Origin of the sequence: Cryobacterium sp. N19 (assembly GCF_002929595.1) — a bacterium.
Lineage (GTDB): Bacteria > Actinomycetota > Actinomycetes > Actinomycetales > Microbacteriaceae > Cryobacterium > Cryobacterium flavum.
On sequence record NZ_PJJR01000050.1, the window covers coordinates 135,598 to 161,055 of the forward strand.

A 25,458-nucleotide genomic window follows, 5' to 3' on the forward strand; every position below is an offset into this window, starting at 1 on the left:
GGACTGATGGGTCAGCCCCAGCACGGGGTGGCCACCCTGTTGCCTGGTGGAACTACTCATCATCGACGAAGCAGAACGCCTCACCCCCACGGCCCTGGAACTCTTCCGCGATCGCCAGGACCGCACCCACCTCGCGATGATACTCACCGGCAAGCCCGATCAGAGATTCCGCGACTACCCCCAGCGGTACAGCCGATTCGGATTCTCACACCACTACCGAGCCCGCGCGCGCGAAGAACTACTCTTCATCCTCGAGCGGCATTGGAAAAGGCTGGGCCGACCGCCGCGAATTTCTAGGCGGCAGCATCCGCTCAGATCGGCGACGGGCTACTGCTCGGCCAGCCCGCCCAGGTTCTCTTCACACCGATCGGGTACCGCTGGAGCTACGGCAACGGCAGCTCTAGATCGAGCCCCACCGGCGGCGGCAGCTGGGCCGACCTCGGCCTCGCCGAATTCTCGACCACCCCCACCAGCCACATATACACATTCAAGGGTGCCGACACGGTCACCCTCACCGTCGATTACCGAGCCGACTACAGCTTCGGCGACCAGGGCTGGCGACCCATTGAGGGAATCGTCTCCGTCCCCTGCGCACGGTTCACCGTCGTCGCCGCCAAAGAATCCACGGTGCTCGTCGCCCAAGACTGCAACGCCGAGCCCACGTCCCCGGCTGCTGACGCCGCTGCGCACTTCGAGGAACCGGTTAGAGATGAGGGCACCCCTACCCCTCATCTGTAATGGGTGCCGCGACTAACGAGCCTGTCTACCGGCGCGGGTAGTCGCGGGCCGCGGAGCCCACATAGAGCTGCTGCGGGCGGCCGATCTTGGTCGCCGGATCCTCGTTCATCTCACGCCAGTGAGCGACCCAGCCGGGCAGACGGCCGATCGCGAAGAGCACGGTGAACATGCGCGTCGGAAAGCCCATGGCCTTATAGATGACGCCGGTGTAGAAGTCGACGTTGGGGTACAGGCGACGTTCCTTGAAGTAGTCGTCGCTCAGCGCGATGTGCTCGAGTTCCTGCGCGATGTCGAGCAGGTCGTCCTTCACCCCGAGAGCGGCGAGCACCTCGTGGGCGCTCTCCTTGACCAGGGTAGCCCGCGGGTCGTAGTTCTTGTAGACCCGGTGGCCGAAGCCCATGAGCTTCACGCCCTGCTCTTTGTTCTTCACACGTTCGACGTACTTTTCGACGCCCTGACCGGATGCTTGGATCTCCCCGAGCATCGACAGCACGGCTTCGTTGGCACCGCCGTGCAGCGGGCCGAACAGAGCGTTGATGCCCGAGGACACCGATGCGAACAGATTGGCCTCGGTCGAACCGACCAGTCGAACCGTGGAGGTGGACGCGTTCTGCTCGTGGTCTTCGTGCAGCATAAGCAGGCGTTCGAGCGCCTTGCTGACGACCGGGTTGATCTCGTACGGCTCGGCCATGTTGCCGAAGTTGAGCTTGAGAAAGTTGTCAACGAAGCTCAGCGAATTGTCGGGGTAGAGAAAAGCCTGGCCGACGCTCTTCTTGTGGGCGTAGGCGGCCATGACCGGCAGCTTCGCGAGCAGGCGGATGGTCGAAATCTCGACCTGCTCCGGGTCCTTCGGGTCGAGTGAGTCCTGATAGAAGGTCGACAGGGCCGATACGCCGGAGGCGAGCACGCTCATCGGGTGCGCCTTGTGCGGCAGGGAGTCGAAGAAGCGGCGCATGTCTTCGTGCAGAAGCGTGTGGTGACGGATGCGATCGTCAAAGTTGGCCAATTCGCTTGCGCTGGGAAGCTCGCCGTAGATCAGCAGCCAGGCCGTCTCGAGAAAGTTCGAGTTCTGGGCGATCTGTTCGATCGGATACCCGCGATAGCGCAGGATGCCCGCGTCGCCGTCGATGTAGGTGATCGCGGAGCGGGTGGCCGCGGTGTTGACGAAACCGTAGTCCAGCGTGGTGAGGCCGGTCTTCTTGGTCAGGGTGGAGATGTCGATGCTCGACACACCGTCCACGCTGGTCAGGATCGGGAACTCTGCGCTCCCGCCGGGGAAAGTGAGGGTGACCTTGTTGGGGTCAGCGCTCATCGGTTCGCCGGATGTTGTCTGCTGCGCGACGTTGGTCACGGAGCCTCCTCGGGTATCACTGCCGGATGAAATGTGGCGACGCGTCACTGAATCGGCCAGTGGTGAAACTGCTGTGGTCGATTCTGTCGCGATTACAGCCTAATCGGCCTGACCGCCTACTGTTGCATCAGCTAAGAGTTCGGGCGGTTTGTTGGTGATAGTCCACAGAGGTCCACCCCAGATGGGGGCTATTTCAGGCCAGAAGGCGCGATGCGGCAGCAGCGATGCGCTCATCCGTCGCGGTCAGCGAGAACCGCACGTGTTCCGGGTAAACATCGCCGTAGAACGGCCCCGGGCCGGCCAGAATGCCGAGTGCCGCCAGCCGTTCAATGGATTCCCACGCGGGTCGTCCCTCGGTCGCCCAGAGGTAGAGCCCGGCTTCGCTCCGATCGATGCGAAAGCCGGCCTTTTCGAGGGCGGGGCGCAGCACAGCGCGGCGCGCACGATAGCGCTCCTTCTGCACGGCGACATGCTCGTCGTCACCGAGGGCGGCGATCATGGCCGCCTGCAGCGGCGCCGGGAGCATGAGTCCGGCGTGCTTGCGCACGGTGAGCAGCCGCCCGAGCACGCCGCCACAGCCCGCGGCGAAGGCCGCTCGATACCCGGCCATGTTGGACTGCTTGCTGAGCGAATAGATCGCCACGATGTTGCGGCGGTCTCCCTCGATCACTCGCGGGTCGAGGATGCTCGGGATCGGCTCGGAATCCCAGGGGGCGTCCCAGCCGAGCTCGGCATAACACTCGTCACTCACGATGACGGCATCGAGTTCTCGAGCGCGGGCAACGGCGGCCCGCAGGTCGTCGACGGACAGCACCCGGCCGTTCGGATTGCCGGGGCTGTTCAGCCAGATCAGCTGGGTCGACTCCGGCCACTCGGCGGGATCGTCGGAGGCCAGGGCAGTGGCGCCGGCAATGGCGGCGCCGATCGCATAGGTCGGGTAGGCGGCTCGCGGGTGCACGATCGTGTCGCCCTCGCCGAGCCCGAGCATGAACGGCATGAGCGCAACGAGTTCCTTGGAACCGATCGTGGGCAGCACGTTCTTCGGCTGAAGTCCGGTGACGCCGCGGCGCCGGGCATACCAGGCGATGATCGCCTGCTGCAGGGCGGGCGTACCGACGGTTTGCGGGTAGGCGTGGGCATCCGAAGACGTGCGCAGCGCCTGCTGCACCACGTCGGGCGTGGCGTCGACCGGCGAACCGATCGACAGGTCGACGATGCCGCCCTGGTGCTGCCGGGCCTGCGTGGCAAAAGGGACCATCTGATCCCAGGGGTAATCGGGAAGCGGCTTCAGCACGTAGACCGCTTAGTGCGTAGCCTGCGGCGGCAGTGCGGAGATTACCGGGTGGTCCTTGGCGAGCACGCCGACCTTGGCGGCGCCGCCCGGGGAACCGAGGTCGTCGAAGAATTCGACGTTGGCCTTGTAGTAGTCGGCCCACTGTTCGGGCAGGTCGTCTTCGTAGTAGATGGCCTCGACCGGGCAGACCGGTTCGCAGGCTCCGCAGTCGACGCACTCGTCTGGATGGATATAAAGGGAACGTTCGCCCTCATAAATGCAGTCCACCGGGCATTCGTCGATGCAGGCACGATCTTTCACATCGACGCACGGAAGAGCGATCACATACGTCACAGGCTGGGGATTCCCTTCGAGAGCGGACTCCTGATTCTACGCCCCTCGGTCGGCGCCCCTTATCGGCGGCGCGGCGGCAGTTTCGGCCAAGCCAGCACGAACGCCGCGATGAGCGCCGGAACGACAGTCCACAGGGTTCCCGGCAGGCCGGCCGGCACGAGCACCGATCCGCCTGAGCCGCGAAGGGACAGCACGAAAATGGTCAGCAGCAGCCCAGCCGCGGCCAGTCCGACCACGAAACGGTCCCCCACCACGAGGCGCAGCCCGAGCAGCAGCGCGCCGATGCCGACGAACGCGATGGCCAGGCCGATCGGCAGCTCCGCGCCGAACACTGTCAGGGTGGCCTGGTGCGCGATGGTTCCCAGCACGCCAAAGAGGATGCCCGCAGCCAAGCCCCCGAGACCGGCCAGCGACCGGTTCGCGATGGTGAGGCGAGCGGGGCGGGGCGCGGGCGGCGGCAGGGAGCGGCGTGGGGCATCCGTTCTGAGGAAGGTTTCCGTGTCGGTGATCAGGTCGGTGCTGCCGTCGGCGAGGGTGCGCGTGCGGTCGGTCACGCCCCAGCGCGCGGAAAAGTGGGCGAGCGCGCGCAGCTTCTGGTCGAGGTGGTCTCCCACGTCGATCGCGATGAGGCGCTGGCCGGGCGCCTGCCGCACCGTGCGGGCAAGGAACACCGGCAGCCCGGCCTCGTGTGCGGCGGTCGTCGCCATCTCGCGCAGTGCATCCGTGACGGTTCCTACGACCACGGCCGTCGCACCGAGCTCGTCAATCGCAGTGTGCAGCGTCTCGGTGAGGTCGGGCTCTGGCGGCAGGCGGTGCCAGCTGCGCGCTCCCAGTTCGGCCAGCGCGCCGGAGACAGCGGCATCATCGGTTGCGACCCACGCGGCGGTCGGGGCAGCGGCCAGCGCGGCGGCATTCGTTTCGGCCGGCGCGGCGGCGTAGAGCACGACCACCCGCGACCCATCGGCGCGGAGCCGTGCGATCGTGCCGCCGGTCAGGGCGGATTCATCGCCAGGCCGGGCATGCACGAACAGAATCCGCTCGCCGCTGCCGGACATGACCATGGGCGTACGCACCGTTTCTGCTCTGCGGGCTGTTCGTTGCTGGGTAATAGCTGTGCCCGAATCAAATCATAACTAGACACGATCGCGCGGTTCGGACTAAAGTCATCATCGGTAAGGTTAGCCTTACCGAATTTTTTCGCCCGAAACCATTGCCCGAATTGTTCGAGGGACCCTGTGCTCGCAAACTACCTGATCGGCCTGCGCGAAGGCCTTGAGGCCGCGCTGATCGTGACGATTCTTATCGCCTACGTCGTGAAAATCGGTCGACGTGACGTGCTGCCGCGCATCTGGCTCGGTGTGGCCCTGGCCGTGCTGCTCGCCCTCGGCATCGGCGCGCTGCTCACCTATGGCACCTATGGGCTGTCGTTCACTGCCCAGGAGACCATCGGCGGCGTGCTGTCGATCGTTGCGACCGGCCTGGTGACCTGGATGGTGTTCTGGATGCTGCGCACCGCACGCGACCTCAAAGGCCACCTGCAGGGCAACATCGACAAGCACCTCGTCGGTGCCGGCCTAGGGCTCGTACTCGTGGCCTTCCTCGCCGTCGGCCGGGAGGGCATTGAAACGGCCCTGTTCATCTGGGCCGCAGTGCAGGCGACCGGCGCAACGACCATGCCGCTGCTCGGCGCTGCCCTAGGCATCCTGACGGCGATCGGCTTGGGCGTTCTGATCTACGCCGGCATGCTCAAGATCAACCTGTCGAAGTTCTTCACCTACACGGGTGCCATCCTCATCGTTGTGGCCGCTGGCGTGCTCTCCTACGGTGTGCACGACCTGCAGGAGGCTGGCATCCTGCCCGGGCTGAACGCCCTCGCCTTCAACGTGAGCGCCGCCGTGCCGCCGGACAGCTGGTACGGCACTCTGCTCAAGGGCACCCTGAACTTCTCCCCCGCCACCACCTGGCTGGAGATGTTCGCCTGGCTGGCCTATGCCGTGCCCACCCTGACGGTGTTCATCAGAAAGAGCGGTCACGGCCGCACGAGCGCCCGCCCGGCCCCGGCAGCACCAACCGCGCCGGCGCCCACGCCCGTCGCCGCGCACTGACTTTTCTCGCCCAGTTCAAAGGATCTCCATGCCCCGTGTCTTACGTTCCGCCAGCCTGCTCGGCCTCGGTGTTCTCGGAATCGGCCTCCTGAGCGGCTGTGTCGCCAACAACCCGGCAGCCACCCACACGGCACTCACCGTGGACAGCAGCGCGACCGACTGCGCGGTGAGCGCGAACGAGGCACCGGCCGGCAGCATCCGTTTTTCGGTCACCAATTCCGGTGACCAAGTGACCGAGTTCTACCTGTTGGCCAAGGACGGCCTGCGCATCGTCGGTGAGGCCGAGAATATCGGCCCCGGCCTCAGCCGCGACCTGGTGGTACAGCTCGATGCCGGCAGCTACTTCACCGCGTGCAAGCCGGGCATGACCGGCGACGGTGTCGGCAAGGCCGAGTTCACCGCCACCAAAACGGATGCCGCCGCCACCGTCGACGTTGACCTCGCCGCCCAGATCGTCACCGCCAACACCAACTACGGCTCCTACGTGAGCGACCAGATCGACCAGCTCGTCACCGGCACCGACGCGTTCGCCGCAGCCTATTCCGCCGAGGACGATGACACCGCCCGCAGCCTGTACGCCTCCACCCGGGTGCACTGGGAGCGCGTGGAGACCATCGCCGAATCGTTCGGCGACCTCGACCCCAAGCTCGACCTGCGCGAGGCCGACCTCGAAGAAGGCCAAAACTGGACCGGCTGGCACGCCATCGAGAAGGACCTCTGGCCGCAGGACGCTGAGGCTGGCTTCGTTGCCTACACCGCCGACCAGCGTGCGGCACTCACCGAACAACTCGTCGCTGACACCGCGACCCTGCACGAGAAGGTTGAAGGGCTCACCTTCACCCTGTCGCAGCAGACCAACGGGGCCATCGGCCTACTCGACGAGGTCGCCACCGGAAAGGTCACCGGCGAGGAAGAGATCTGGTCCCACACCGACCTCTGGGACTTCCAGGCCAACGTTGACGGCGCCAAAGTTCTCTACGACGGGGTGCGTCCCATCTTGCTGAAAACGGATGCCGACCTGGCCGCGTCGCTCGACACCGAGTTCGGCTCGCTGCAGGCGCTGCTCGACGCCCAGCGGGTCGGCGACGGCTTCACGCTCTACACCGACCTCACTCCGGCCGAGATTCGAGCCCTCGCCGACCAGGTCAACGCGCTTGGCGAGCCGCTGAACCAGCTCACCGCAGCGCTCGTGTTGTGAGTCGCTCCGCGAAGCGCACCGTGAAACGCGATAAGCGCACCGGGTCCGCCGATCTGGCCGTGCCAGCCCGCGGCCTGTCCCGGCGCGGTCTGCTCGGCCTCGCCGGGGCCAGCGTGGCCGGCATCGGGCTGGGGGCAGCCGGGGACCGGGTGGCGCTGGCGGCGTCTGCGTCGCCGGGGGCGGCATCCGCTTCGGCGGTCTACCCGTTTTACGGCAGCCATCAGGCCGGCATCGTCACGCCCGCGCAGGATCGCCTGCACTTCGCCGCGTTCGACGTCTCGGCCGGCACGACGCGGGCGGAGCTGATCGAGCTGCTACAGGACTGGACCATCGCCGCCGCCGCCATGACCGCCGGCCAGGATATCGGCGAGTACGGCGCCGTCAGCGGCCCCTACGACGCCCCGCCCGAAGACACCGGCGAGGCCCAGGGACTGCCCACGGCTGGCCTCACCATCACGTTCGGCTTCGGCCCGACCCTATTTGAAACAGCGGATGGCGTCGATCGCTTCGGCATTGCGGCCCGCCGCCCCGCAGACCTCACGCCGCTGCCGCACTTTCCCGGCGACGACCTCGATGCCGGCCGAAGTGACGGCGACCTTTGCATCCAGGCCTGCTCCAATGACCCGCAGGTGGCCGTGCACGCCATTCGCAACCTGTCCCGCATCGCCTTCGGGCGGGCAGCCCTGCGCTGGTCGCAGCTCGGCTTCGGGCGCACGTCGTCGACCTCGACGGCCCAGGCCACCCCGCGCAACCTGTTCGGATTCAAGGACGGCACCGCCAACATCAAGGCCGAGCAGCCCGACGTGGTCAACGACCAGGTCTGGGTGTCGTCCTCCGACGGGCCGGCCTGGCTGGCCGGCGGCTCCTACCTGGTGGCGCGGCGCATCCGCATGACCATTGAAACCTGGGATCGCACCATTCTCAGTGAGCAGGAAACGGTGTTCGGCCGCACCAAAGGTGCCGGCGCACCGCTCTCCGGTGGAACCGAGTTCAGCGAGCCCGATTTCACGATCGCCGGTCGGGAAAACCAGCCACTCATCGGCGCCGCTGCCCACATGCGGCTCGCGCATCCCATGCAGAACAAGGGCATGAAGCTGCTGCGCCGGGGCTACAACTTCGTCGACGGCAACGATGACCTCGGCCGCCTCGAGGCCGGGCTGTTCTTCATCAGCTTCCAGCGTTCGCCGGCCCAGTTCACGACCGTGCAGCTGAACCTCGCCAAGCACGATGCGCTCAACGAGTACATTCGCCACGTCGGGAGTGCGTTGTTCGTGGTTCCGGCCGGAGCCGCCGACGGAGCCTACGTCGGGTCCGCCCTCTTCGCATAACGCGCGATTACTTCAGCGCGTCAGGCAGCGGCGTCACCGTGTACAAAATGCCATCGGCGTTCCCCGCGACTACGACGCCGTAGGTCGCGTTCGTCACGGTCACCACTTCGGAGTCGGCACCCGGAACACCTACAGCCACGCTGAACCCGGCAGCGAGAAGCTGCGCCCGGGCATCCTCGATCGGCGTGGCCGACGTTGCCTTGATCGTGACGACCCAACCACCGACCTCGCCCTCGCCGATGCCGCCGGTGGCGAACAAAACCTCGCCGTCGATGAGCGGCACTTCGGCCGGCCAGTCTTTCGGGAGCGAGCCATCGAGGCTGACGTCGCCCCCGGTCGCATCCTGCACGACCCCGTTCACGGTCTGCTGCACGGTGTCGCCGATCGAACAGGCCGCCAGCGCGGGCAGGGTGGCGGCGATCATGAGCGCAAGCACGAGGCGGCGGCTACGGGAGGAAATAGTCATGTCAAGTCCTTCAAGTTCGTCTGAATTCTAATGCGGCCTCCGCACGCAACAATGCCCCCTCGGCGAACCGAGAGGGCATCGTGGTGCGAAGGGTTAGTTCGCGTCCATCTTCTTCACGCGCGAAACCTGACGCGAGCGAGCGGATGCCGTCAGCTCTACCTTGCGAATACGCACGGCGGCCGGGGTGACCTCGACGCACTCGTCTTCACGGGCGAATTCGAGGCACTGCTCGAGCGACAGCTGCTTGGGCGGTGTCATCGACTCGAACGTGTCGGAGCTGGACTGACGCATGTTGGTCAGTTTCTTTTCCTTGGTGATGTTCACGTCCATGTCGTCGGCGCGCGAGTTCTCGCCGATGACCATGCCTTCGTACACCTCGCTGGTCGGCTGCACGAAGAACGACATGCGCTCCTGCAGGTTGATGATCGCGAACGGGGTGACGGCACCGGAACGGTCGGCCACGATGGAACCGTTCGTACGGGTGTTGATGGTGCCCGCCCAGGGCTCGTAGCCGTGCAGGATCGCGTTGGCGATACCGGTACCGCGCGTGTCGGTGAGGAACTGCGTGCGGAAGCCGATCAGGCCGCGCGACGGAACGATGAATTCCATGCGAACCCAGCCGGTGCCGTGGTTGGCCATGTTCTCCATGCGACCCTTGCGAGCGGCGAGCAGCTGCGTGATGGCGCCGAGGTATTCCTCGGGCGCGTCAATGGTGAGGTGTTCGAACGGCTCGTGCACCTTGCCGTCGACGCGCTTCACAACTACCTGCGGCTTGCCGACGGTGAGCTCGAAGCCTTCGCGGCGCATCTGCTCGACCAGGATGGCGAGGGCCAGTTCTCCACGACCCTGCACCTCCCAAGCATCCGGGCGTCCGATGTCGACGACCTTGAGCGAGACGTTACCGACCAGCTCACGGTCGAGGCGGTCCTTGACCATGCGGGCGGTGAGCTTGTGGCCCTTGACCTTGCCCATGAGCGGCGAGGTGTTGGTGCCGATGGTCATCGAGATGGCCGGGTCGTCGACCGTGATGGTCGGCAACGGGCGAACGTCGTCGGGGTCGGCGAGGGTCTCACCGATGGTGATGTTCTCGATACCGGCAACGGCAACGATGTCGCCGGGGCCGGCGCTCTCGGTCGGGTAGCGGTCCAGCGCCTTGGTGATCAGCAGCTCGGTGATCTTCACATTGGTGACGGTGCCGTCCTGCTGCACCCAGGCCACGGTCTGGCCCTTCTTGATGGTGCCCTGGAAGATGCGCAGCAGCGCGAGGCGACCGAGGAACGGCGAGGCGTCAAGGTTGGTGACGTGCGCCTGAAGCGGGTGCGTGTCATCGTAGGTCGGTGCCGGGATGTGCTTGAGGATGGCGTCGAACAGCGGCTCGAGGTCGTCGTTGTCGGGCAGCGTGCCGTCTTCGGGCTTGTTCCAGCTGGCGGCACCGTTACGGCCGGACGCGTAGACGACGGGCACGTCGAGCACGGCGTCGAGGTCGAGGTCGGGAAAGTCGTCGGCCATGTCGCTCGCGAGGCCGATGAGCAGGTCCTGGCTCTCGGCCACAACCTCGTCGATGCGCGCGTCGGGACGGTCGGTCTTGTTGACCAGCAGGATGACGGGGAGCTTGGCTTCGAGCGCCTTGCGAAGCACGAAACGGGTCTGCGGCAGCGGGCCCTCTGATGCGTCAACGAGGAGAACAACGCCGTCAACCATGGACAGTCCGCGCTCGACCTCGCCACCGAAGTCAGCGTGGCCCGGGGTGTCGATCACGTTGATGGTGATGGGACCGTCGGTGGCGTGGATGCCCTTGTACGAAACCGCCGTGTTCTTGGCGAGAATCGTGATGCCTTTTTCGCGCTCGAGTTCGTTCGAGTCCATCGCGCGCTCTTCAACGTGAGAGTGGTCAGCGAAGGAGTCGGTCTGCTTGAGCATCGCGTCAACCAGCGTCGTCTTACCGTGGTCAACGTGAGCAACGATTGCAACATTTCGGAGGTTATTGCGTGTAGCAATCGCCATAAAAATAGATCCTTACGAAGAATGAGTGCCGCAGAGTCTCGCGCGCGACGAAGAATGGATACCAGGGGTCATAATGTGACCCAAAGTACTATCCTACCGTATCCACGCCACCGGATCGGTGGGAGTGGCGCGCGTCCCGTTCCTCTTACCCCTTGGCGGCCTGACGAGCCTCCCGGCGGATGCGCTGTTCCACCGGGTCCGGCACCGGAACCGCGCTGATCAGTCGCTGCGTGTATGGATCCTTCGGCGCACGCAGGATCTCATCGCTCGTGCCCTGCTCCACCAGGCTGCCGGTGTGCATCACCGCAATCCGGTGGGCGAGAGCGTCGACCACCGCGAGGTCGTGACTGATGAACAGGCAGGCGAAGCCGAGCCGTTCCTGAAGCTCGTGCAACAGATCGAGAAAACGAGCCTGCACCGAGACGTCCAGCGCACTGGTCGGTTCGTCGGCAATCAACAGGTCCGGATGCAGGGCGAGCGCGCGCGCAATGCCGACCCGCTGTTTCTGCCCCCCGGACAACTCGTGCGGAAAGCGGTTGCGGTAGCTCGTCGGGAGTTCAACCTGTTCCAGGAGCGTTTGAACACGCTTGTCGAGGTCGGCGCCACGCGCCTCGCCGGACAGATAGAGGGGTTCCCCGATCGATTCTCCAATCGGCATCCGCGGGTTCAGCGATGACGCCGGGTCCTGAAAGACGATGCCCGCCTTGCGGCGCAGGGGTCGCAGGTCGCGCATTTTCGCGTGCGAGATGTCGATCCCGCAGGAGATGAGCGTGCCGTCGGCGATTGGGAGCAGTCCGACGGCGGCGCGTCCGAGCGTTGTCTTGCCCGAACCAGACTCGCCGACCAGGCCGACGATCTCCCCGGGGAAAATTTGAAAGTCGATGGAATCGGCGGCCCGGAACGCGGGAATACGCCCACGCTTTGGATAGTCGATGGAGACATTCTGAAAATCGAGGACCGGTTTGCCCCCGACCGGGTGAGCCACCTGTTCCCGGGCGACCGTTTCTATGCCGCGACCGAGGTGCGGCACCGCGGCGAGCAATTGCTGCGTGTACGGATGCTGGGGACGATTGAAGATGTCGTCGATGGGCCCGGCCTCGACCGTGAGCCCGTTCTTCATGACCATGACCCAGTCGGCCAGATCGGCAACAACGCCCATGTCGTGGGTGATCAGGATGATGGCGCTGTCGAGCCGCGTGTGCAAATTGCGCAGCAGGTCGAGAATTTCGGCCTGCACGGTGACGTCGAGCGCGGTCGTCGGCTCGTCGGCAACCAGCAAGACCGGGTCACACGAAATCGACTGGGCGATCATGGCCCGCTGCCGTTGTCCGCCGGACAGCTGGTGCGGATACTTGTCGAACGATAGCGTGGGGTTGGGCATTTCGACGAGCGTCAGCAGTTCGATGGCGCGAGCTTTGGCCTCGTGCGGAGAGAGGTCGAAGTGCGAGCGCAGGGCTTCTACAATCTGGAAGCCCACCGTGTAGACCGGATTGAGGGCCGTCATCGGCTCCTGAAAGATGGTTGCGACGTCGTTGCCGCGCACCTTGCGAATTTCCGACTCGGGGATGCCGCAGATCTCTTTACCGAGGAGTTTGATCGACCCGGTCGTGCGTGCGTTTTGCGGCAGGAGTCCGAGCAGCGCCATGGTCCCGGTGCTCTTGCCCGAGCCCGACTCCCCCACGATGGCGAGCACCTCGCCGCGGCGCACCTGGTAGTTCATGTTGATGGCCGCCGGGTAGAGCTCCCCCTCGACCCAGAAATCCACATTGAGATCGGCGACCTCGAGTACGGCCTCGGTGACGGGCCGAGAAGTAGAGCCGTCGCCGGTCGAAATGGTTGCTTCGTTACTCATGAAAGGGGGGTCCTGTCTGTGTCGAGCGCGTCGTCTGTGAAAATGGACCTATGTCGATCTTCACATTTCGTCCTGTTTTTGGCCGCGTTCTGGCCGGCGTTGTTGCCGTGCTGTGCCTGGCGGGGTGCATCGGCCTGGTGTTGGCGAACGACCTGGAGAATCTGGTACGCACCGTGCCGCTGCTGCTGTTCTTCGCCGCAGTAGCCGGAGCTTTGTTCTGGCAGCCGCACATTGTGATTGAGCAACACGGCATCACGGTCGTCAACGTGTTCCGCACATTTTTCGTGCCGTGGCCGCACGTGCAGCGAATCGACACCCGCTACACACTGACCCTGTTCACCGCCGAGCGGCGAATTCCGGTCTGGGCGGCGCCGGGCCCCGGCATCCGTGGTGCGATCGCGATCGAGCGCTCCGATGTGACGAACCTCGGCGATTCCGCCTATGGGGCCGGCCGAAGTGTTCGGCCGGGAGACTCGGTGACGACCGCATCCGGACAGGTCGCCTTTGTGTTGCGGCAACGATGGGAACAGCTGCGGGACGCCGGACACCTGGATGGAACCGCCATCGATCCGGATGCCCTCCGCGTGACCACCCACCGGGTCACCATCGCGGTACTCGCCGGACTGCTCGCCGCCTCGATACTCGGTCTCGTTCTGTAGAACCCGAAACATGAGCGCTAGACCTTGCTGGAGGCGCGCGCGGCGCGCGCCCGACGGGCATCCGCTTTCAGCAGCGCCTTCGCGGACGGCATCTTCTTCTGACGCGGGTCGAAGGCGTCGCGCAGACCGTCACCGATGAAGTTCACGGTGAGGGCGATGACGATGATGAACACACCCGGCCACCAGAACAGCCAGGGGCGGGTCGCGAACGCGGCCACGTTCTGGGCCACGATCAGGCCGAGCGACGTGTCGGGATTGCGCACGCCGTAGCCCAGAAAGCTCAGCGCGGTTTCAGCGAGGATGGCTCCGGCCATGAGAAGGGTGGCGCTCACGATGATCACACCGACCGCGTTGGGCAGGATGTGCTTGAAGATGATGCGGGCGTCACTCGCCCCGGAGACCCTGGCTGCGTCGATGAACTCGCGTTCGCGCAGGGACAGGAATTCCCCACGCACCAGCCGGGCCAGCCCGGTCCAGGCGAAGAGCCCCAGGGCAAGGCCCAGAATGGCAGCTCCGAGACCGGCAGCTCCGACCGAGCGGCCGATCACCGCACCCACCACGATGAACGGGATGGTGATGATCACGTCGGTGAAGCGCATGAGGAGGGCATCGCCGATTCCGCGGTAGAAGCCGGCCAGGGAGCCGATCAGAACGCCCATTCCGGTTCCGACCAGTCCGACCAGCACCATGATCATGATGGATTGCTGCGTGCCGCGCATGACGAGGGCAAAGATATCCTTGCCGATCTCGTCCTGGCCGAAGGGGTGCGGCCCGATGCCGAAACCGGGACCCGGAATCAGGTTCAGGGTCGGAAATCCGCGGTTGACCAGCGGCGGCGTGGCGTTCCAGTGCCAGGGCCACCAGCCGGCCGTGTTCAGACCCCAGACGTGGAGGCCGACCGAGCTGAACGCGAGCACGATCACAAAGGCGAGAACGAAGATCGAGACAACGGCACCCTTGTGGTGAAAGAAGCGTTTGCGAACGATCTGGCCCTGGCTGAGCCCGACCGTTTCGCGTTGCTCAATCGAGGTCTCGTCGGGCGGGCCTGGCTGCACGTGCAGGGAGGGCGTGGAATCGGTCATTAGGACACCCTGATTCTCGGGTCGAGGGACGCATACAGCAGGTCGGCGAGCAGGTTGAAGATCACGGCGAGGAGACCGGTCACGACGAAGAACGCCATCACCGGGTTCGGATCAACGTGGTCGATACCGTTTTGGAACAGTCGGCCCATGCCGCTCCATCCGAACACGGACTCGGTGATCACCGCTCCGCCGATGAGTGCTCCGATATCAAGTGCGATCACCGTCGCGATCGGAATGAGGGCGTTGCGCAGGGCGTGGCGCACCACGACGGTGCGCTGGGTGAGTCCCTTGGACCTGGCCGTGCGGATATAGTCCTGGTTCATCACCTCGAGCATGCTCGCCCGCGTGTAGCGGGTAAGGCTGGCGAAGGAGATCAGAATGATCGCGATGGTCGGCAACAGCAGGTGGGTGAAGGTGTCGATGCCCTGAATCCAGAAATTTCCGCCGAGGTTCGGCGTGACGGAGCCGATGGTCGCCACCGGCCGGCCGTTGACCCGGCTGGAATTGATGTAGTCGTTCCAATACAGCAGATGGCCGTCGATGGCGATCACCGCACCGATGATTACGGCGACGATGGCCGAGGTGCGCGCGGACTGCCAGCGATCGCGGCCGCCAAGGAAGTAGCCAATGGCACCGCCGGCAACGACCGCGCCGAGAGCGAGGGCGAAGAACAGCGGAAGCGACATGCTCCGGAAAACGAAATAGGTCATCGGGTAGTACAGGGCGATTCCCAGGGCGGCGGTGGCGAGAGCGCCACGCAGGGCGTTCTTGTCTTTGAGGCCGACCGAGACGGCCGTGACGCCGAGGGCTGCGGCGATGGCGGTAACTGAAACACCGACGATGCCCACGCTCGGCGTGGTGAACCAGCCGGACATCTCGAAGTAGGCCAGCAAAGCCAGGGTCGAGGCGGTCGCTACCCCGAGGGTGATCCAGCGGCGCCGCGCGGCACCGCCGAGGAGCGACATCCAGAGCAGTCCCGACACGATCGACATACCGATCATGACCGGTATTCCGATGAGGGGATCGGCCAACCAGTTATTGAACCCGATGGCGATGTATTGCTTGAGCAGCACTGCCACCCAAAAGATGGGCAGGGAGAAGAACAGGAACGAAGCAAAGGTGATGGTGTAGTCGTAGCCGCTGTACTGGCGGAGCGCCGTGGTGATACCAACGATCAGACCGACGATGATGGCGATGATCTGGGCGCCGGTGACCAACTGCAGTGTTGATCCCATGGCCTGCTGAAGCAGGACGACGACGGGAAGGCCTTGAACGTTGACACCGAAATCACAGGCGCCGACAAAACATTGACCAACGCCGCCGAGCCACAAGAAGTAGCGAAAGAAGGGGGGGACGTCGAGGTTGAGCCTCTGGCTCAACGACGCCATCAGTTCGAGCTTGTTGGGTGCGCTGCTCTCGCGGAGTTCCTTGAGCGGGTCGCCAGAGAGGGCGACCAACATGTACATCAAAAAGGTGGCTGCGAGAAGAACGATGACGGCGGCAATGAGGCGCCGGAATACAAATGAAGCCATGAGCGGTGGCTACCTGCCTATAGTCGGGTGGAAGGCGCTGGGACCGAGTGGTCCCAGCGCCTCAAAAGCACGTCAAACCAACGAGAAATTCTCGTGGTTAGGCGAGCTTCCAATCCCAGATGTTCCAGAAGATAGTCGGCGCCAGAATCGACGGGTCGATGCCCGTGACGCTGTCATTGAATGCCGTCACTCCGGGGAACTGGAAGATGGTCACACCGTAGAAGTTCTCCCACAGGATCTTGTCGATCTCCTGCTGAAGCTCGATCTGCGTCGCGGGGTCGAACTCATTGTTGAGCTTCTTGATCACAGCGTCGGCTTCGGCGTTGGAGAAGAAGTTGTGGTTGTTGATGCCACCGGTTTCGAAGTTCGGTCCGGCGCTCGAGACGCCGAGACTGGTCGACTGCCATCCGAACAGGGAAGCATCGTAGGCACCGGGGGTGCCAAGAATTCCGCCCCACTCGGCGCTGCCGCCATCGAGCACATTGAAGCCGGCGAGGGCTGCACTGGCCTGGATCAGCGCGAACTCATTGACACGACGCGGGTTCGTCGATGCGTAGAGCAATGTCACGTCGAGGTTGGTCGCACCGGACTGGGCGATGAGTGCCTTGGCACCCTCCACGTCGACCTCGGCGTAGTCGGCCGAGCTGTTGCCGGCGATGGAATCGTCGTAGCCTTCGGCACCGGGAACGATCATCTGTGAACCGCGCAGGGTTGCGTCGTCACCGACGATGGGCTTGATCAGCTTGTCGAGGATTTCCTGGCGGGGAACGACCTTCATGAAGGCTTCGCGCACCAGCGGGTCATTGAAGACGCCGCTCTTGCCCTGGTCGAACTGCAGGTCGATGTGCTCGTACGTACCTTCTGCCCCCTTGAGCACGGTGACCTTGTCGAGCGCGTCGAGCGCGGTGACGAGGTCAGACGTGGACTGGGGAGAGATGACATCGACGTCACCGTTTTCGAGAGCCTGAACGGATGCGAGCGGGTCCGTGATGAAGCGCACGGTGACCTCTTCGATTGACGGCTTGTTCTCGCCGGTGTATTCCGGGTTGGCCTTCATAGTGATGTACTGATCGGCCACGAAAGCTGAGATCGTGTACGGGCCGGTCCCCACATACAGTTCGGGGTCGTCCGGCAGCGAGGTGAAGTTGAAGCCGGAGTTCCAGAAGGAAGAAATCTTGGCGAGCGACGCGGTGTCGTTGTCCTGAATGGCAGTGACGAGAGCGGTCTTGGCTTCCTCATTGTCGTCGAGGCCGAGGGCGTTCTTCGCGACCACGTGCGCCGGGAGCGGGGCGTAGAGGGCGAGTTCCCAGTCGACGTAGGGCGCCGAATAGACCATGGTCATCGAGCGGTTGTCGTCGCTGATCTCTGGCACGTCGTGCACGAGTCCGAGGCCGGAGTCGGCCTGCGCACCGGAGTCGAAGTAGACGACGTCGTCCGGGAACGCGTCGGTGAACTCACCGGTGTCCGGGTCGACGAAATCATTGGAGTCGAAGTCTGGGGTGTCGAGCGCGCGTGAGTTGGCGGCCCAGCTCAGGAGAAGGTCGGACGCATCCACTGCGGTTCCATCTGACCACTTAACGTCGTCAGCGAGGGTGTACTTGACAGTGAGAGGGTCTTCCGACACCAGCTCGTAGCTGCCGTACGACTCGTTCTGCTTCAACTCCGGCGTGTTGTCGTAGTAGTTGAACCAGTCGTTCGTCATGTACGTGATGTTGTTGTTCGCTGTGGCGTTGCCGAACGACGTCAAGCCGTTGTACGAGAAGAACGGCTGGTTCCACGCGACGTCGACACTCGTTCCCTCATCGAGCCCGGACTCGGCCGTGGGGGCCGAGCAGCCTGATAAGACGAGCGTTGCGGCGCCAACCGCGGCAATTACTGCCCCGATACGTCTGAATCTCATTGTTCCTCCTGTGCGATCGTGTGCAAATGGCGACGGCGTAATTTCTTGTCACGCCGCCGCCATGGTGGTGATTCGACCCTAGGTCGGGGGAAGGACGCCCGACGGTAAAGTAGCGAAACGTTACACACTGGTAACGCAATTGCCCAAATAGCATGAGTATTGCTCAATATATGGGTGAATTAGCTGCATATTGCTCAAAAGTGCAGCCCGAAATTAGACGTGCTCAGCTAGGATGGGCGCACGTTTAGCGCGCAGGTCGTCGACATCGACGAGCGGCACGCGCTATGTTGCAGGCTCTGCAACAAGACGGGAATCTGTCGCAGAATCTGGGATGGCTCGGTAATTCGCCTAGTCGTCGATACCGGCGGCCAACAATTCTCGGCGCAGCTCGCGCCGGGCACGCTGCTCGTTGGGGTCCGGAATCGGCACGGCCGCCAACAGACGCTGGGTATAGGGGTCTTTCGGATAGCGCAAAATCTCATCGCGCGTGCCCGTTTCCACGATGCGACCGTGATGCATGACCGCGATGCGATCGGCGAGTACATCGATGACGGCGAGGTCATGTGTGATGAACAGGCAGGCAAAGTTCATCTGCTTCTGCAAGCCCTGAATCAGCTCGAGCACCCGGGCCTGCACCGACACGTCGAGCGCGCTGGTCGGCTCATCGGCGATGAGCACCTTGGGTTCAAGCGAGAGCGCGCGGGCGATGCCCACGCGCTGCTTCTGGCCACCGGAGAGCTCGTGCGGAAAGCGGCTGCGGTAGGCGCGGGGCAGCTCAACGCTGTCGAGCAGTCGCTCCACCTCTGCGCTGAGCGCGGCACCCTTCAACCCCTTCGCCAGTTTGAGGGGTTCCCCGATACTCTCACCGATGGGCATCCGTGGGTTGAGCGAGGAGGACGGGTCTTGGAAGACGATGCCGACGCTCTTGTGCAGCCGGTGGATCTCCTCCCGGCTGGCCTTGGAGATGTCATGGCCGGCCACGTGTAATGAGCCCTCGGTGATCGGCAGCAGTGCGATGGCGGCGCGTCCGAGGGTGGTCTTGCCGGAGCCCGACTCCCCCACGAGCCCGAGCACCTCTCCCTGCCGCACGTACAGGTTGACCTTGTCGACGGCACGAAAGGCAGCGACGCGACCGTGCTTGGGGTACTCGATGACGACATCGTCGAATTTGACGACCACTTCGCGGCTGTCGTTGCGGGCAGCACTGGCCGCCTCATTCGCCAGTCGCTCGTTGACCTCGATGCGGGCGGCGAGCACCGCATCCACCACGATGTCGGTGCCGATGGCGAGCGCCGCGGTCATGTCGATCGCTTCGTCACCACGCTGGCCCAGGTGCGGAACCGCCTGTAGCAGGGCGATCGTGTATGGATGGGTGGGTTCGTTGAAGATCTGGTCGACCGTGCCGCGCTCCACGATGACACCGCGGCGCATGACGGCGATGTCATCGGCGAGGTCGGCGACCACGCCCATGTCGTGGGTGATCAAGAGGATGGCGCTGTCGAGTCGGTCGCGCAGGCTCCGCAGCAGGTCGAGGATCTCGGCCTGCACCGTCACGTCGAGGGCGGTCGTGGGTTCGTCGGCGATGAGCAGTTGCGGGTCGCAGGAGATGGACTGGGCGATCATGGCCCGCTGGCGCTGCCCGCCGCTCAACTGGTGCGGGTAGGAGTTGAAGGCCTTGAGCGGATCGGGCAGCTCGACCATGTCGAGCAGCTCGAGCGCGCGTGTCTTGGCCTGCGAGGGTGACATGCCGAAGTGGGCTCGCAGGGTTTCAATGATCTGGAACCCAATCGTGTAGACCGGATTGAGCGCCGTCATCGGCTCCTGGAAGATCATGGCGATCTGGCCACCGCGCACCTTGTGCATCTGCGCCGGCTTCAGGCCCATGAGTTCCCGGCCGCTGAGCTTGACGCTTCCGGAGATGCGGCTGTTGTCGGGGAGCAGATCGAGGATGGCCATGGAACTCGCGCTCTTGCCAGAGCCGGACTCGCCGACGATGGCGAGCACCTTGCCCCGCTCGATCGAATAGTTCAATTTGAGGGCGGCCGGTACCCAGACGTTATCGACGCCGAAGTGCACGGTGAGGTCGGTGACCTGCAGTACGGGGCCGGAGAATGTGGTCGTCACCTGGTCGGTCATGAAGTCCTGCTTTCGCTGTGGGTGAGTTCAATTTCTGGCAGCATGGCTGCATGCCCGTCGCTGCCGACCCGAATCTCTTCTACTCGCGGTTCAACCGCATCATCGCCGCCGTGTTCGCGAGCGTTGCCGCCGCTAGCGCGGTGAGCGTGTTTCTGCTCCCGACTTTGTCGAACCGGTGGCTGGTCGTTCCGGCACTGTTCGTGGTTCTGTTCGTCTGGGAGGTACTGTGGCGCCCCGACCTGCGCGTCAGCGACACGGCCGTGACCATTCGCAATCCGCTGCGCACCATCGTGGTGCCGTGGGCGGCGCTCGTGCACGTCGACACCAAGTTCGCGCTCACGCTCTACACGCCGGGGCGCAAGTTCGCGGTGTATTGCGCTCCGGCCCCCGGCCGCAGCCTGACCAGCTCCGGGCGCCGCAAGAGCACAGACCCGGTGCCCTACGTCAGCGGCTCCCCACGCCCCGGCGACCTGCCCGGGAGTGAATCCGGCGAGGCGGCGCAACTGGTGCGCGCACGCTGGGACGCCCTGCAGCGAAGCGGTCTGATCGACGGCGGGCTCGCCGCGCAGACGCCGGTGGTGGTCGTGTGGGCCTGGGGTCGGGCTGGCGTGCTGGCGGCGGGCGCCGTGGCATCCGTTGTCGCAATTCTGCTGGCCTAAAGCCTGCTGGCCTAGCGGGGTCACGGCTGCGCCTCCAGCTCCGGTTCGGGCCGGGTTTCGCGCATTTTGCTGAGCTTGAACCGGCGGTGACGCGGGTCGAAGGCGTCGCGCAGGCCGTCGCCGACGAAGTTCACCAGCAGCGCGAGCGACACGATGAACGCGCCGGGCCACCAGAACAGCCACGGCCGGGTCTGGAACGCCGACTGATTCGAGCTGATCAGCAGACCCAGCGACACATCGGGAGAGCGAATGCCGTAGCCGAGATAACTCAGCGCCGTCTCGAGCAGAATGGCCGAGGCCATGATGAGCGTCGCCGACACGATGACGACACCCATGGCGTTGGGCAGGATGTGCTTGAAGATGATGCGCATGTCGCTCGCCCCGGCGACCCGGGCGGCCTCGACGAACTCGCGTTCCCGCAGCGACAGGAATTCGCCGCGCACCAGGCGGGCGATGCCCATCCAGGAGAAGAAGCCGAGCATGATCGCCAGTACCGGGGCGCCGAGAGCGCCGAACCAGTGGCCCACGACGGAGCCGATCACGAGGGCGGGAATCACGATGAAGACGTCGGTGACCCGCATGAGAATGGCGTCGACGGTGCCGCGGTAGTAGCCGGCGATGGCCCCGACCACCACGCCCACGACGGTCGCGATGAGGCCGAGAACCACCATGACCAGCGCGGAGTTCTGAATGCCGCGCATGGTCATGGCGAAGTAGTCCTTGCCGATGCGGTCCTGGCCGAACGGATGCTCGCCCAGCGAAATACCGTTGCCGCCGAGAAACTGTGGCACCAGCGAGAGGGTGGGGTTGCCGCCGTTCACCTGCGGGTTGAGCGCTTTGTACCCGTACTGCCACCAGCCGGGGATCGGGCCGATGCCGATGGCGGAGAAGGAAAACAGGATGATGAGCAGGAGGATGATGACGGAGGCGACGGCCACCTTGTTGCCGACGAAGCGACGCCAGATCAGGCGTCCCTGACTTTCGGGGATCGCGCTCGCGACGGCGAGTTCGTCGGCGGGGATCTCGGGCGGGGTCGGCCCCAAGCCAATTGGTGTGGACATCTAGCGGATCCTCACTCTGGGGTCGAGCCCGGCATAGGCCATGTCGGCCAGAAAATTGAAGGTGATCGCCATGGCGGCCACGATCAGGAAATAGCCCATCACCGGGTTGAGGTCACCGCGCTGGAGTCCCGCATTGAACAGGCTGCCCATCCCGGGGATGGCGAAGACCTTCTCGGTGATGATCGCGCCACCGAGCAGGGCGCCGACGTCGAAGGCCACCAGGGTGGTGAGCGGAATGAGCATGTTGCGAAAGGCGTGGCGCACGATCACGGTGCGCTCGGGCAGCCCCTTGGCGCGGGCGGTGCGAATGTAGTCGAGGCTGAGCACCTCGAGCATGCCGGCGCGGGAATACCGGGTGTACCCGGCGAAGGAGATCAGCAGCAGCGCGATGGTCGGCAGGGTGAGGTGGGCGAAGGCGTCAAGCCCGCCCAGCCAGACATCGCCGCTCAACCCCGGGGTCTTCGAGCCCACCGTCGCGATCGGGCGTCCGTTGGTGGCGGTGAGCAGATCGCCCCAGGACTGCATGAACCGGTCCAGTAGCACGACGGCGCCCGAGAGCAAGGCCGTGATGAGGCCGACGCGCATGTTCTGGCCGCGGTCGTAGCCGCCGGCGAGGAAACCACTGACCAGGCCCACGACAGCGGTGGCGAGCGCGAGAATGAACAGCGTGCCGGCGCTCGAGATGTCGAACAGAGGCTGCAGGGTGAAGTACGCCACAATGGCGATCGCGGCGTTGATCCCCGCCGTGATGAGGGCCCGACGGTTGCGCAGCCCGGCCAGCAGAGTGGCCGAGCCGAGGGCGATCGCGGCGACCAGCACAATGATCGGGATCGCTCCGAGCCCGGGGTGCATGAACCACCCGGTCGCACTCATCAGCAGCAGAACACCGCTGGTCGCCAGACCTGACACGAGGAACACCACGAGGCGACGCCGCCCGTCACCGCCGAGGAGCGACTGCCAGATGGCGCCGATGACGAGGCCGATGACCACGAGCGCGACGCTACCGATCACCGGGTCGCGCAGAAAGTCATTGAAGCCGATGGCGACGAATTCTTTTAGGAGCACGGCCACCAGAAAGGCGGGCAGCGAGTACAGAAAGAAGCTGACGAAGGTGACCGTATTGTCGAGGCCGCTGTATTGGCGGAGGGCGGTGATGATGCCGATCGTGACGCCGAGCAGAATGGCCAGCACGAGCGCGAACGTCACGAGCTGCACCGTTGCGGCCAGGGCGTTGGGCAGAATATCGACGACCTGCGCCTTGGAGACGGTCGAGCCGAGGTCGCAGGCGTTGGCGAAGGGAATGGCGCACTTGGCCACGCCCCCGAGCCAGAGCACCCAGCGCAGGGGCGGCGGAACGTCAAGGTCGAGGAGCGAGACGCGGGCATTGATGAGTTGCTGCTTATTGGGCGAATTACTGCTCGTGAGGTCCTGAAGCGGATCGGCCGAGTAGCCCACCATGACGTACATCAGAAACGATGCGGCGATCAGGATGAGTATGGAAACGAGAATTCGTCTCAGGATGAAGCTCACCATGCCGGGGCTACCTCACTGTAGGAGTTGGTTCGTACGTCGGGTACGACAAGAAAACGGATGCCGCCCGACCCGCCAGTTGGGCTCCTGGGCGAACCCAGGAGCCCAACTGCGCGATCAAGCCGCGTCTTTCGACCTCGCTACTTACTGACGGACCATTCCCAGAAGTTCCAGAACGGACCGGTCTGGTTACCCATGTACTCCACACCGCTCACGCGCTTGGCGACACCGAACACACCGGGCAGCTGGAAGAGCGGCAGGCCGTAAGCGTCCGCGAACATCTGCTTGTCCATCTTCTTTTCCAGGGCGATCAACTTGTCGGGATCCAGAGTGGTCTGGGTCGCAATCGCGTCGTCATTCGTTCCCGTGTAGTGGTTGTAGTTTCCACCACCGTCGGTCGAGAAGATCTGCGAGATGCCGGCCGAGCCGACACCGGGGCTGATCCAGCCGAATAGTGAAGCGTCATAGTCGCCGCCCGAGAGCAGGCTGCTCCAGTCCGGAGACCCAGCGTCAACGACGGTGATGCCGGCCTTGGCGGCCGATTCCTGGATGGCCTGGAACTCATCGACCCGGTTCGGGTTGTTGGTGTTGTACAAAATACGCACCGAGGGGGTGGCGCCGGCCAGCAGGGCCTTGGCGCCCTCGATGTCCACATCGGCATAGTCCTTCGAGCCGTTGTTGGCGACGGAATCTGCGTACGGTTCGTTGGCGGGAACCCAGATCTGCGAGTTGAGCACCTTGGCGTCGGGGTTGACCGGCGTCACAATGGAATCGAGGATCTGCTGACGCGGGATGGTCTTCAGGAACGCCTGGCGCACCTTGATGTCGGCGAAGACCGGCTGGTCGAAGCGCAGGTCGAGGTGGTCATACGACACCTGGTCTCCGGTCAGTACGTCGGCTCCGGTATTCTCCAGAGCGGTGAGCGTATCAGCGGATGCCTGCGGGTTGATGATGTCGACCTCGCCGTTTTGCAGGGCGGTGACCTGGGCGTTGGCGTCCGGAATGACGCGCAGGATCATCTTGTCGATCTTGGGAATCATGCCACCCACGTAGTACTTGTTGCGCTCCATGGTGAAGGACTGGCCGGGGGTCCAGCCGGTCGGCACCATCGGGCCGCTTGAGACAAGCAGGTCGGGGTCGGTGGGGAACGCGGTCACGTCGTAGCCGGTGTTCACGAAGTCGGCGGCGGCCTTCAGCGTGGGGTCGGCCGCAGCCGGGTTGGCCGGGTCACCCTTGGGCAGGCTCTTCATCAGGGCGGTCAGGTCGGCGGCGGAGCTGAGTCCGGCCTTCTTGGCCACGATGTGGGCCGGCTGGCCGATCGGGTTGACCAGCTCCCAGTCCACGTAGGGGGTGCCGTAGACCAGGGTCATCGACAGGTTGTCATCGCTCACCGTGGGGAAGGCGGTCGTGTCGAGGCCTGCGGTGCTCGCGGCGATCTCGAAGTATTGGGTGCCAGAGACCACGTCGCCGCTGTCGGGGTCGGTGGTTGAGCTGTTGTAATAGCCGGCACCGGTCGCCCAGGCTAGAACCATGTCGTCGGCCGTGACGGGCTCACCGTCCGACCACTTGTTGCCGGGATTCAGCGTATAGGTGACCGTCTGCGGGTCGTCGCTGGTTTTTTCGAAGGTGCCGAACTTGTCTTCGTGCACGATCTTGAAGTCTTTATCGATGTAGGAGAAGGCGGAGCCGTAGTTACCCATGAGGTAACCGACCTGGCCGTTGGTGTCGAGGTTCGACTGGGGGGTCTGGTTATTGAACGACGTGAAGTCGTTGACCACCGCGACCGTGACCGTGCCGCCGCTGGCCGCGGCATCCGTATTCGTGGTGGTGCTGCCGGATGTGGTGCATGCGGTCAGGGCAAGGGCGGCGACGCCAAGAACGGCGACCCCACTGAGACTCTTCCTGAACAGTTTTCCTCTGATGGACAAGATTCCTCCTGGGCGAAGTGATCGTCGACCACGGCGATTTGGCCGCAGGTCGAGCGCGGATAAATATGACCATAGAGAGAAAACCTCGGCTTCGCTCAATAAGTACCCGAACCGTTACCAAATATCACCATTTATTTTCGTTCCGGGGGCGCATTGTGCACAATTACTGCGTTTGTTGCGGCCGCGCGCAATGTTTGCACCGTTTCAGCAGGCCAGACCACTGAATGCGCCACCGACCAGCGCACGTGACGGCGGTTAAACCACACAGGCCCGACCAGTATTACCGGTCGGGCCTGTGTGTT

General features: G+C 64.3%; 20 protein-coding genes and 1 pseudogene. 6 read left to right on the plus strand and 15 right to left on the minus strand.

Features of this window, described 5'->3' with window-relative positions; translation table 11 throughout:
• Nucleotides 1-46: 46 nt before the first annotated feature.
• A pseudogene (locus tag CXY78_RS21670) lies at nucleotides 47-109 on the plus strand (hypothetical protein); the annotation flags it as partial.
• A 218-nt stretch (nucleotides 110-327) separates the two neighbouring features.
• On the opposite strand, the gene CXY78_RS21675 reads toward CXY78_RS21670, so the two are convergent.
• The 5 genes from CXY78_RS21675 to CXY78_RS10330 all read right to left on the minus strand — a co-directional run bounded on the left by CXY78_RS21675 (nucleotide 328) and on the right by CXY78_RS10330 (nucleotide 4,789).
• Entirely contained in the window at nucleotides 328-732 is a 405-nt protein-coding gene (locus tag CXY78_RS21675; RefSeq protein ID WP_233206171.1) for a hypothetical protein, read from the minus strand.
• A 31-nt stretch (nucleotides 733-763) separates the two neighbouring features.
• On the minus strand, nucleotides 764-2,050 hold the full coding sequence (locus tag CXY78_RS10315; protein ID WP_092340800.1) for a citrate synthase: 1,287 nt from the start codon (nucleotides 2,048-2,050) through the stop codon (nucleotides 764-766).
• Nucleotides 2,051-2,282: 232 nt separating this feature from the next.
• A complete protein-coding gene (dapC, locus tag CXY78_RS10320; RefSeq protein WP_304466349.1) occupies nucleotides 2,283-3,383 on the minus strand; it encodes a succinyldiaminopimelate transaminase in 1,101 nt (366 codons plus the stop codon).
• Nucleotides 3,384-3,392: 9 nt separating this feature from the next.
• Entirely contained in the window at nucleotides 3,393-3,716 is a 324-nt protein-coding gene (fdxA, locus tag CXY78_RS10325; RefSeq protein ID WP_092340750.1) for a ferredoxin, read from the minus strand.
• Between the two features lie 59 nt (nucleotides 3,717-3,775).
• A complete protein-coding gene (locus CXY78_RS10330; RefSeq protein ID WP_134505150.1) occupies nucleotides 3,776-4,789 on the minus strand; it encodes a PIG-L deacetylase family protein in 1,014 nt (337 codons plus the stop codon).
• Between the two features lie 162 nt (nucleotides 4,790-4,951).
• Here CXY78_RS10330 and efeU point away from each other — a divergent pair, with 162 nt between their 5' ends.
• The 3 genes from efeU to efeB are packed head-to-tail and all read left to right on the plus strand — an operon-like array spanning nucleotide 4,952 to nucleotide 8,347.
• On the plus strand, nucleotides 4,952-5,821 hold the full coding sequence (gene efeU / locus CXY78_RS10335; protein WP_092340748.1) for an iron uptake transporter permease EfeU: 870 nt from the start codon (nucleotides 4,952-4,954) through the stop codon (nucleotides 5,819-5,821).
• 28 nt (nucleotides 5,822-5,849) lie between these two features.
• A complete protein-coding gene (gene efeO / locus CXY78_RS10340; protein ID WP_104089284.1) occupies nucleotides 5,850-7,019 on the plus strand; it encodes an iron uptake system protein EfeO in 1,170 nt (389 codons plus the stop codon).
• Between the two features lie 20 nt (nucleotides 7,020-7,039).
• Nucleotides 7,040-8,347 carry an iron uptake transporter deferrochelatase/peroxidase subunit gene (gene efeB, locus CXY78_RS10345; RefSeq protein WP_092340799.1) on the plus strand — a complete coding sequence of 436 codons (1,308 nt, stop codon included), beginning with the start codon at nucleotides 7,040-7,042 and terminating at the stop codon, nucleotides 8,345-8,347.
• 7 nt (nucleotides 8,348-8,354) lie between these two features.
• Here the strand turns inward: efeB and CXY78_RS10350 are convergent, their stop codons facing one another.
• From CXY78_RS10350 to CXY78_RS10360, 3 genes are all read right to left on the minus strand, one after another.
• Nucleotides 8,355-8,813: a hypothetical protein gene (locus CXY78_RS10350; RefSeq protein ID WP_092340746.1), complete on the minus strand. Its 459-nt coding sequence runs from the start codon at nucleotides 8,811-8,813 to the stop codon at nucleotides 8,355-8,357.
• Nucleotides 8,814-8,906: 93 nt separating this feature from the next.
• Nucleotides 8,907-10,817, minus strand: coding sequence for a translational GTPase TypA (gene typA / locus CXY78_RS10355; protein ID WP_092340745.1), 1,911 nt, complete (start codon nucleotides 10,815-10,817; stop codon nucleotides 8,907-8,909).
• Nucleotides 10,818-10,962: 145 nt separating this feature from the next.
• On the minus strand, nucleotides 10,963-12,669 hold the full coding sequence (locus CXY78_RS10360; protein WP_104089286.1) for an ABC transporter ATP-binding protein: 1,707 nt from the start codon (nucleotides 12,667-12,669) through the stop codon (nucleotides 10,963-10,965).
• A 50-nt stretch (nucleotides 12,670-12,719) separates the two neighbouring features.
• On the opposite strand from CXY78_RS10360, the gene CXY78_RS10365 reads away from it, so the two are divergent.
• The gene (locus tag CXY78_RS10365; protein ID WP_104089287.1) at nucleotides 12,720-13,328 is read left to right on the plus strand and encodes a PH domain-containing protein; all 609 of its coding nucleotides are present in this window, start codon (nucleotides 12,720-12,722) and stop codon (nucleotides 13,326-13,328) included.
• 17 nt (nucleotides 13,329-13,345) lie between these two features.
• Here the strand turns inward: CXY78_RS10365 and CXY78_RS10370 are convergent, their stop codons facing one another.
• The 4 genes from CXY78_RS10370 to CXY78_RS10385 all read right to left on the minus strand — a co-directional run bounded on the left by CXY78_RS10370 (nucleotide 13,346) and on the right by CXY78_RS10385 (nucleotide 19,978).
• Complete coding sequence (locus CXY78_RS10370) at nucleotides 13,346-14,410, minus strand: ABC transporter permease (protein ID WP_104089289.1); 1,065 nt, start codon at nucleotides 14,408-14,410, stop codon at nucleotides 13,346-13,348.
• Nucleotides 14,410-15,942 (minus strand): ABC transporter permease, encoded by a 1,533-nt coding sequence (locus tag CXY78_RS10375; protein ID WP_092340741.1) that lies wholly within the window; start codon nucleotides 15,940-15,942, stop codon nucleotides 14,410-14,412. Before CXY78_RS10375 ends, CXY78_RS10370 begins: the two co-directional genes overlap by 1 nt.
• A gap of 97 nt (nucleotides 15,943-16,039) precedes the next feature.
• Entirely contained in the window at nucleotides 16,040-17,842 is a 1,803-nt protein-coding gene (locus CXY78_RS10380; protein WP_104089290.1) for an ABC transporter family substrate-binding protein, read from the minus strand.
• A 348-nt stretch (nucleotides 17,843-18,190) separates the two neighbouring features.
• Nucleotides 18,191-19,978 (minus strand): ABC transporter ATP-binding protein, encoded by a 1,788-nt coding sequence (locus CXY78_RS10385; protein WP_092340739.1) that lies wholly within the window; start codon nucleotides 19,976-19,978, stop codon nucleotides 18,191-18,193.
• A gap of 50 nt (nucleotides 19,979-20,028) precedes the next feature.
• Here CXY78_RS10385 and CXY78_RS10390 point away from each other — a divergent pair, with 50 nt between their 5' ends.
• Nucleotides 20,029-20,637, plus strand: coding sequence for a PH domain-containing protein (locus CXY78_RS10390; RefSeq protein WP_140425532.1), 609 nt, complete (start codon nucleotides 20,029-20,031; stop codon nucleotides 20,635-20,637).
• 20 nt (nucleotides 20,638-20,657) lie between these two features.
• Here the strand turns inward: CXY78_RS10390 and CXY78_RS10395 are convergent, their stop codons facing one another.
• The 3 genes from CXY78_RS10395 to CXY78_RS10405 form a co-directional block, all read right to left on the minus strand.
• The gene (locus tag CXY78_RS10395) at nucleotides 20,658-21,698 is read right to left on the minus strand and encodes an ABC transporter permease (RefSeq protein WP_104089293.1); all 1,041 of its coding nucleotides are present in this window, start codon (nucleotides 21,696-21,698) and stop codon (nucleotides 20,658-20,660) included.
• The gene (locus CXY78_RS10400) at nucleotides 21,699-23,231 is read right to left on the minus strand and encodes an ABC transporter permease (protein WP_092340736.1); all 1,533 of its coding nucleotides are present in this window, start codon (nucleotides 23,229-23,231) and stop codon (nucleotides 21,699-21,701) included.
• Between the two features lie 137 nt (nucleotides 23,232-23,368).
• Complete coding sequence (locus tag CXY78_RS10405; protein ID WP_092340735.1) at nucleotides 23,369-25,156, minus strand: ABC transporter family substrate-binding protein; 1,788 nt, start codon at nucleotides 25,154-25,156, stop codon at nucleotides 23,369-23,371.
• Nucleotides 25,157-25,458 lie beyond the last annotated feature (302 nt).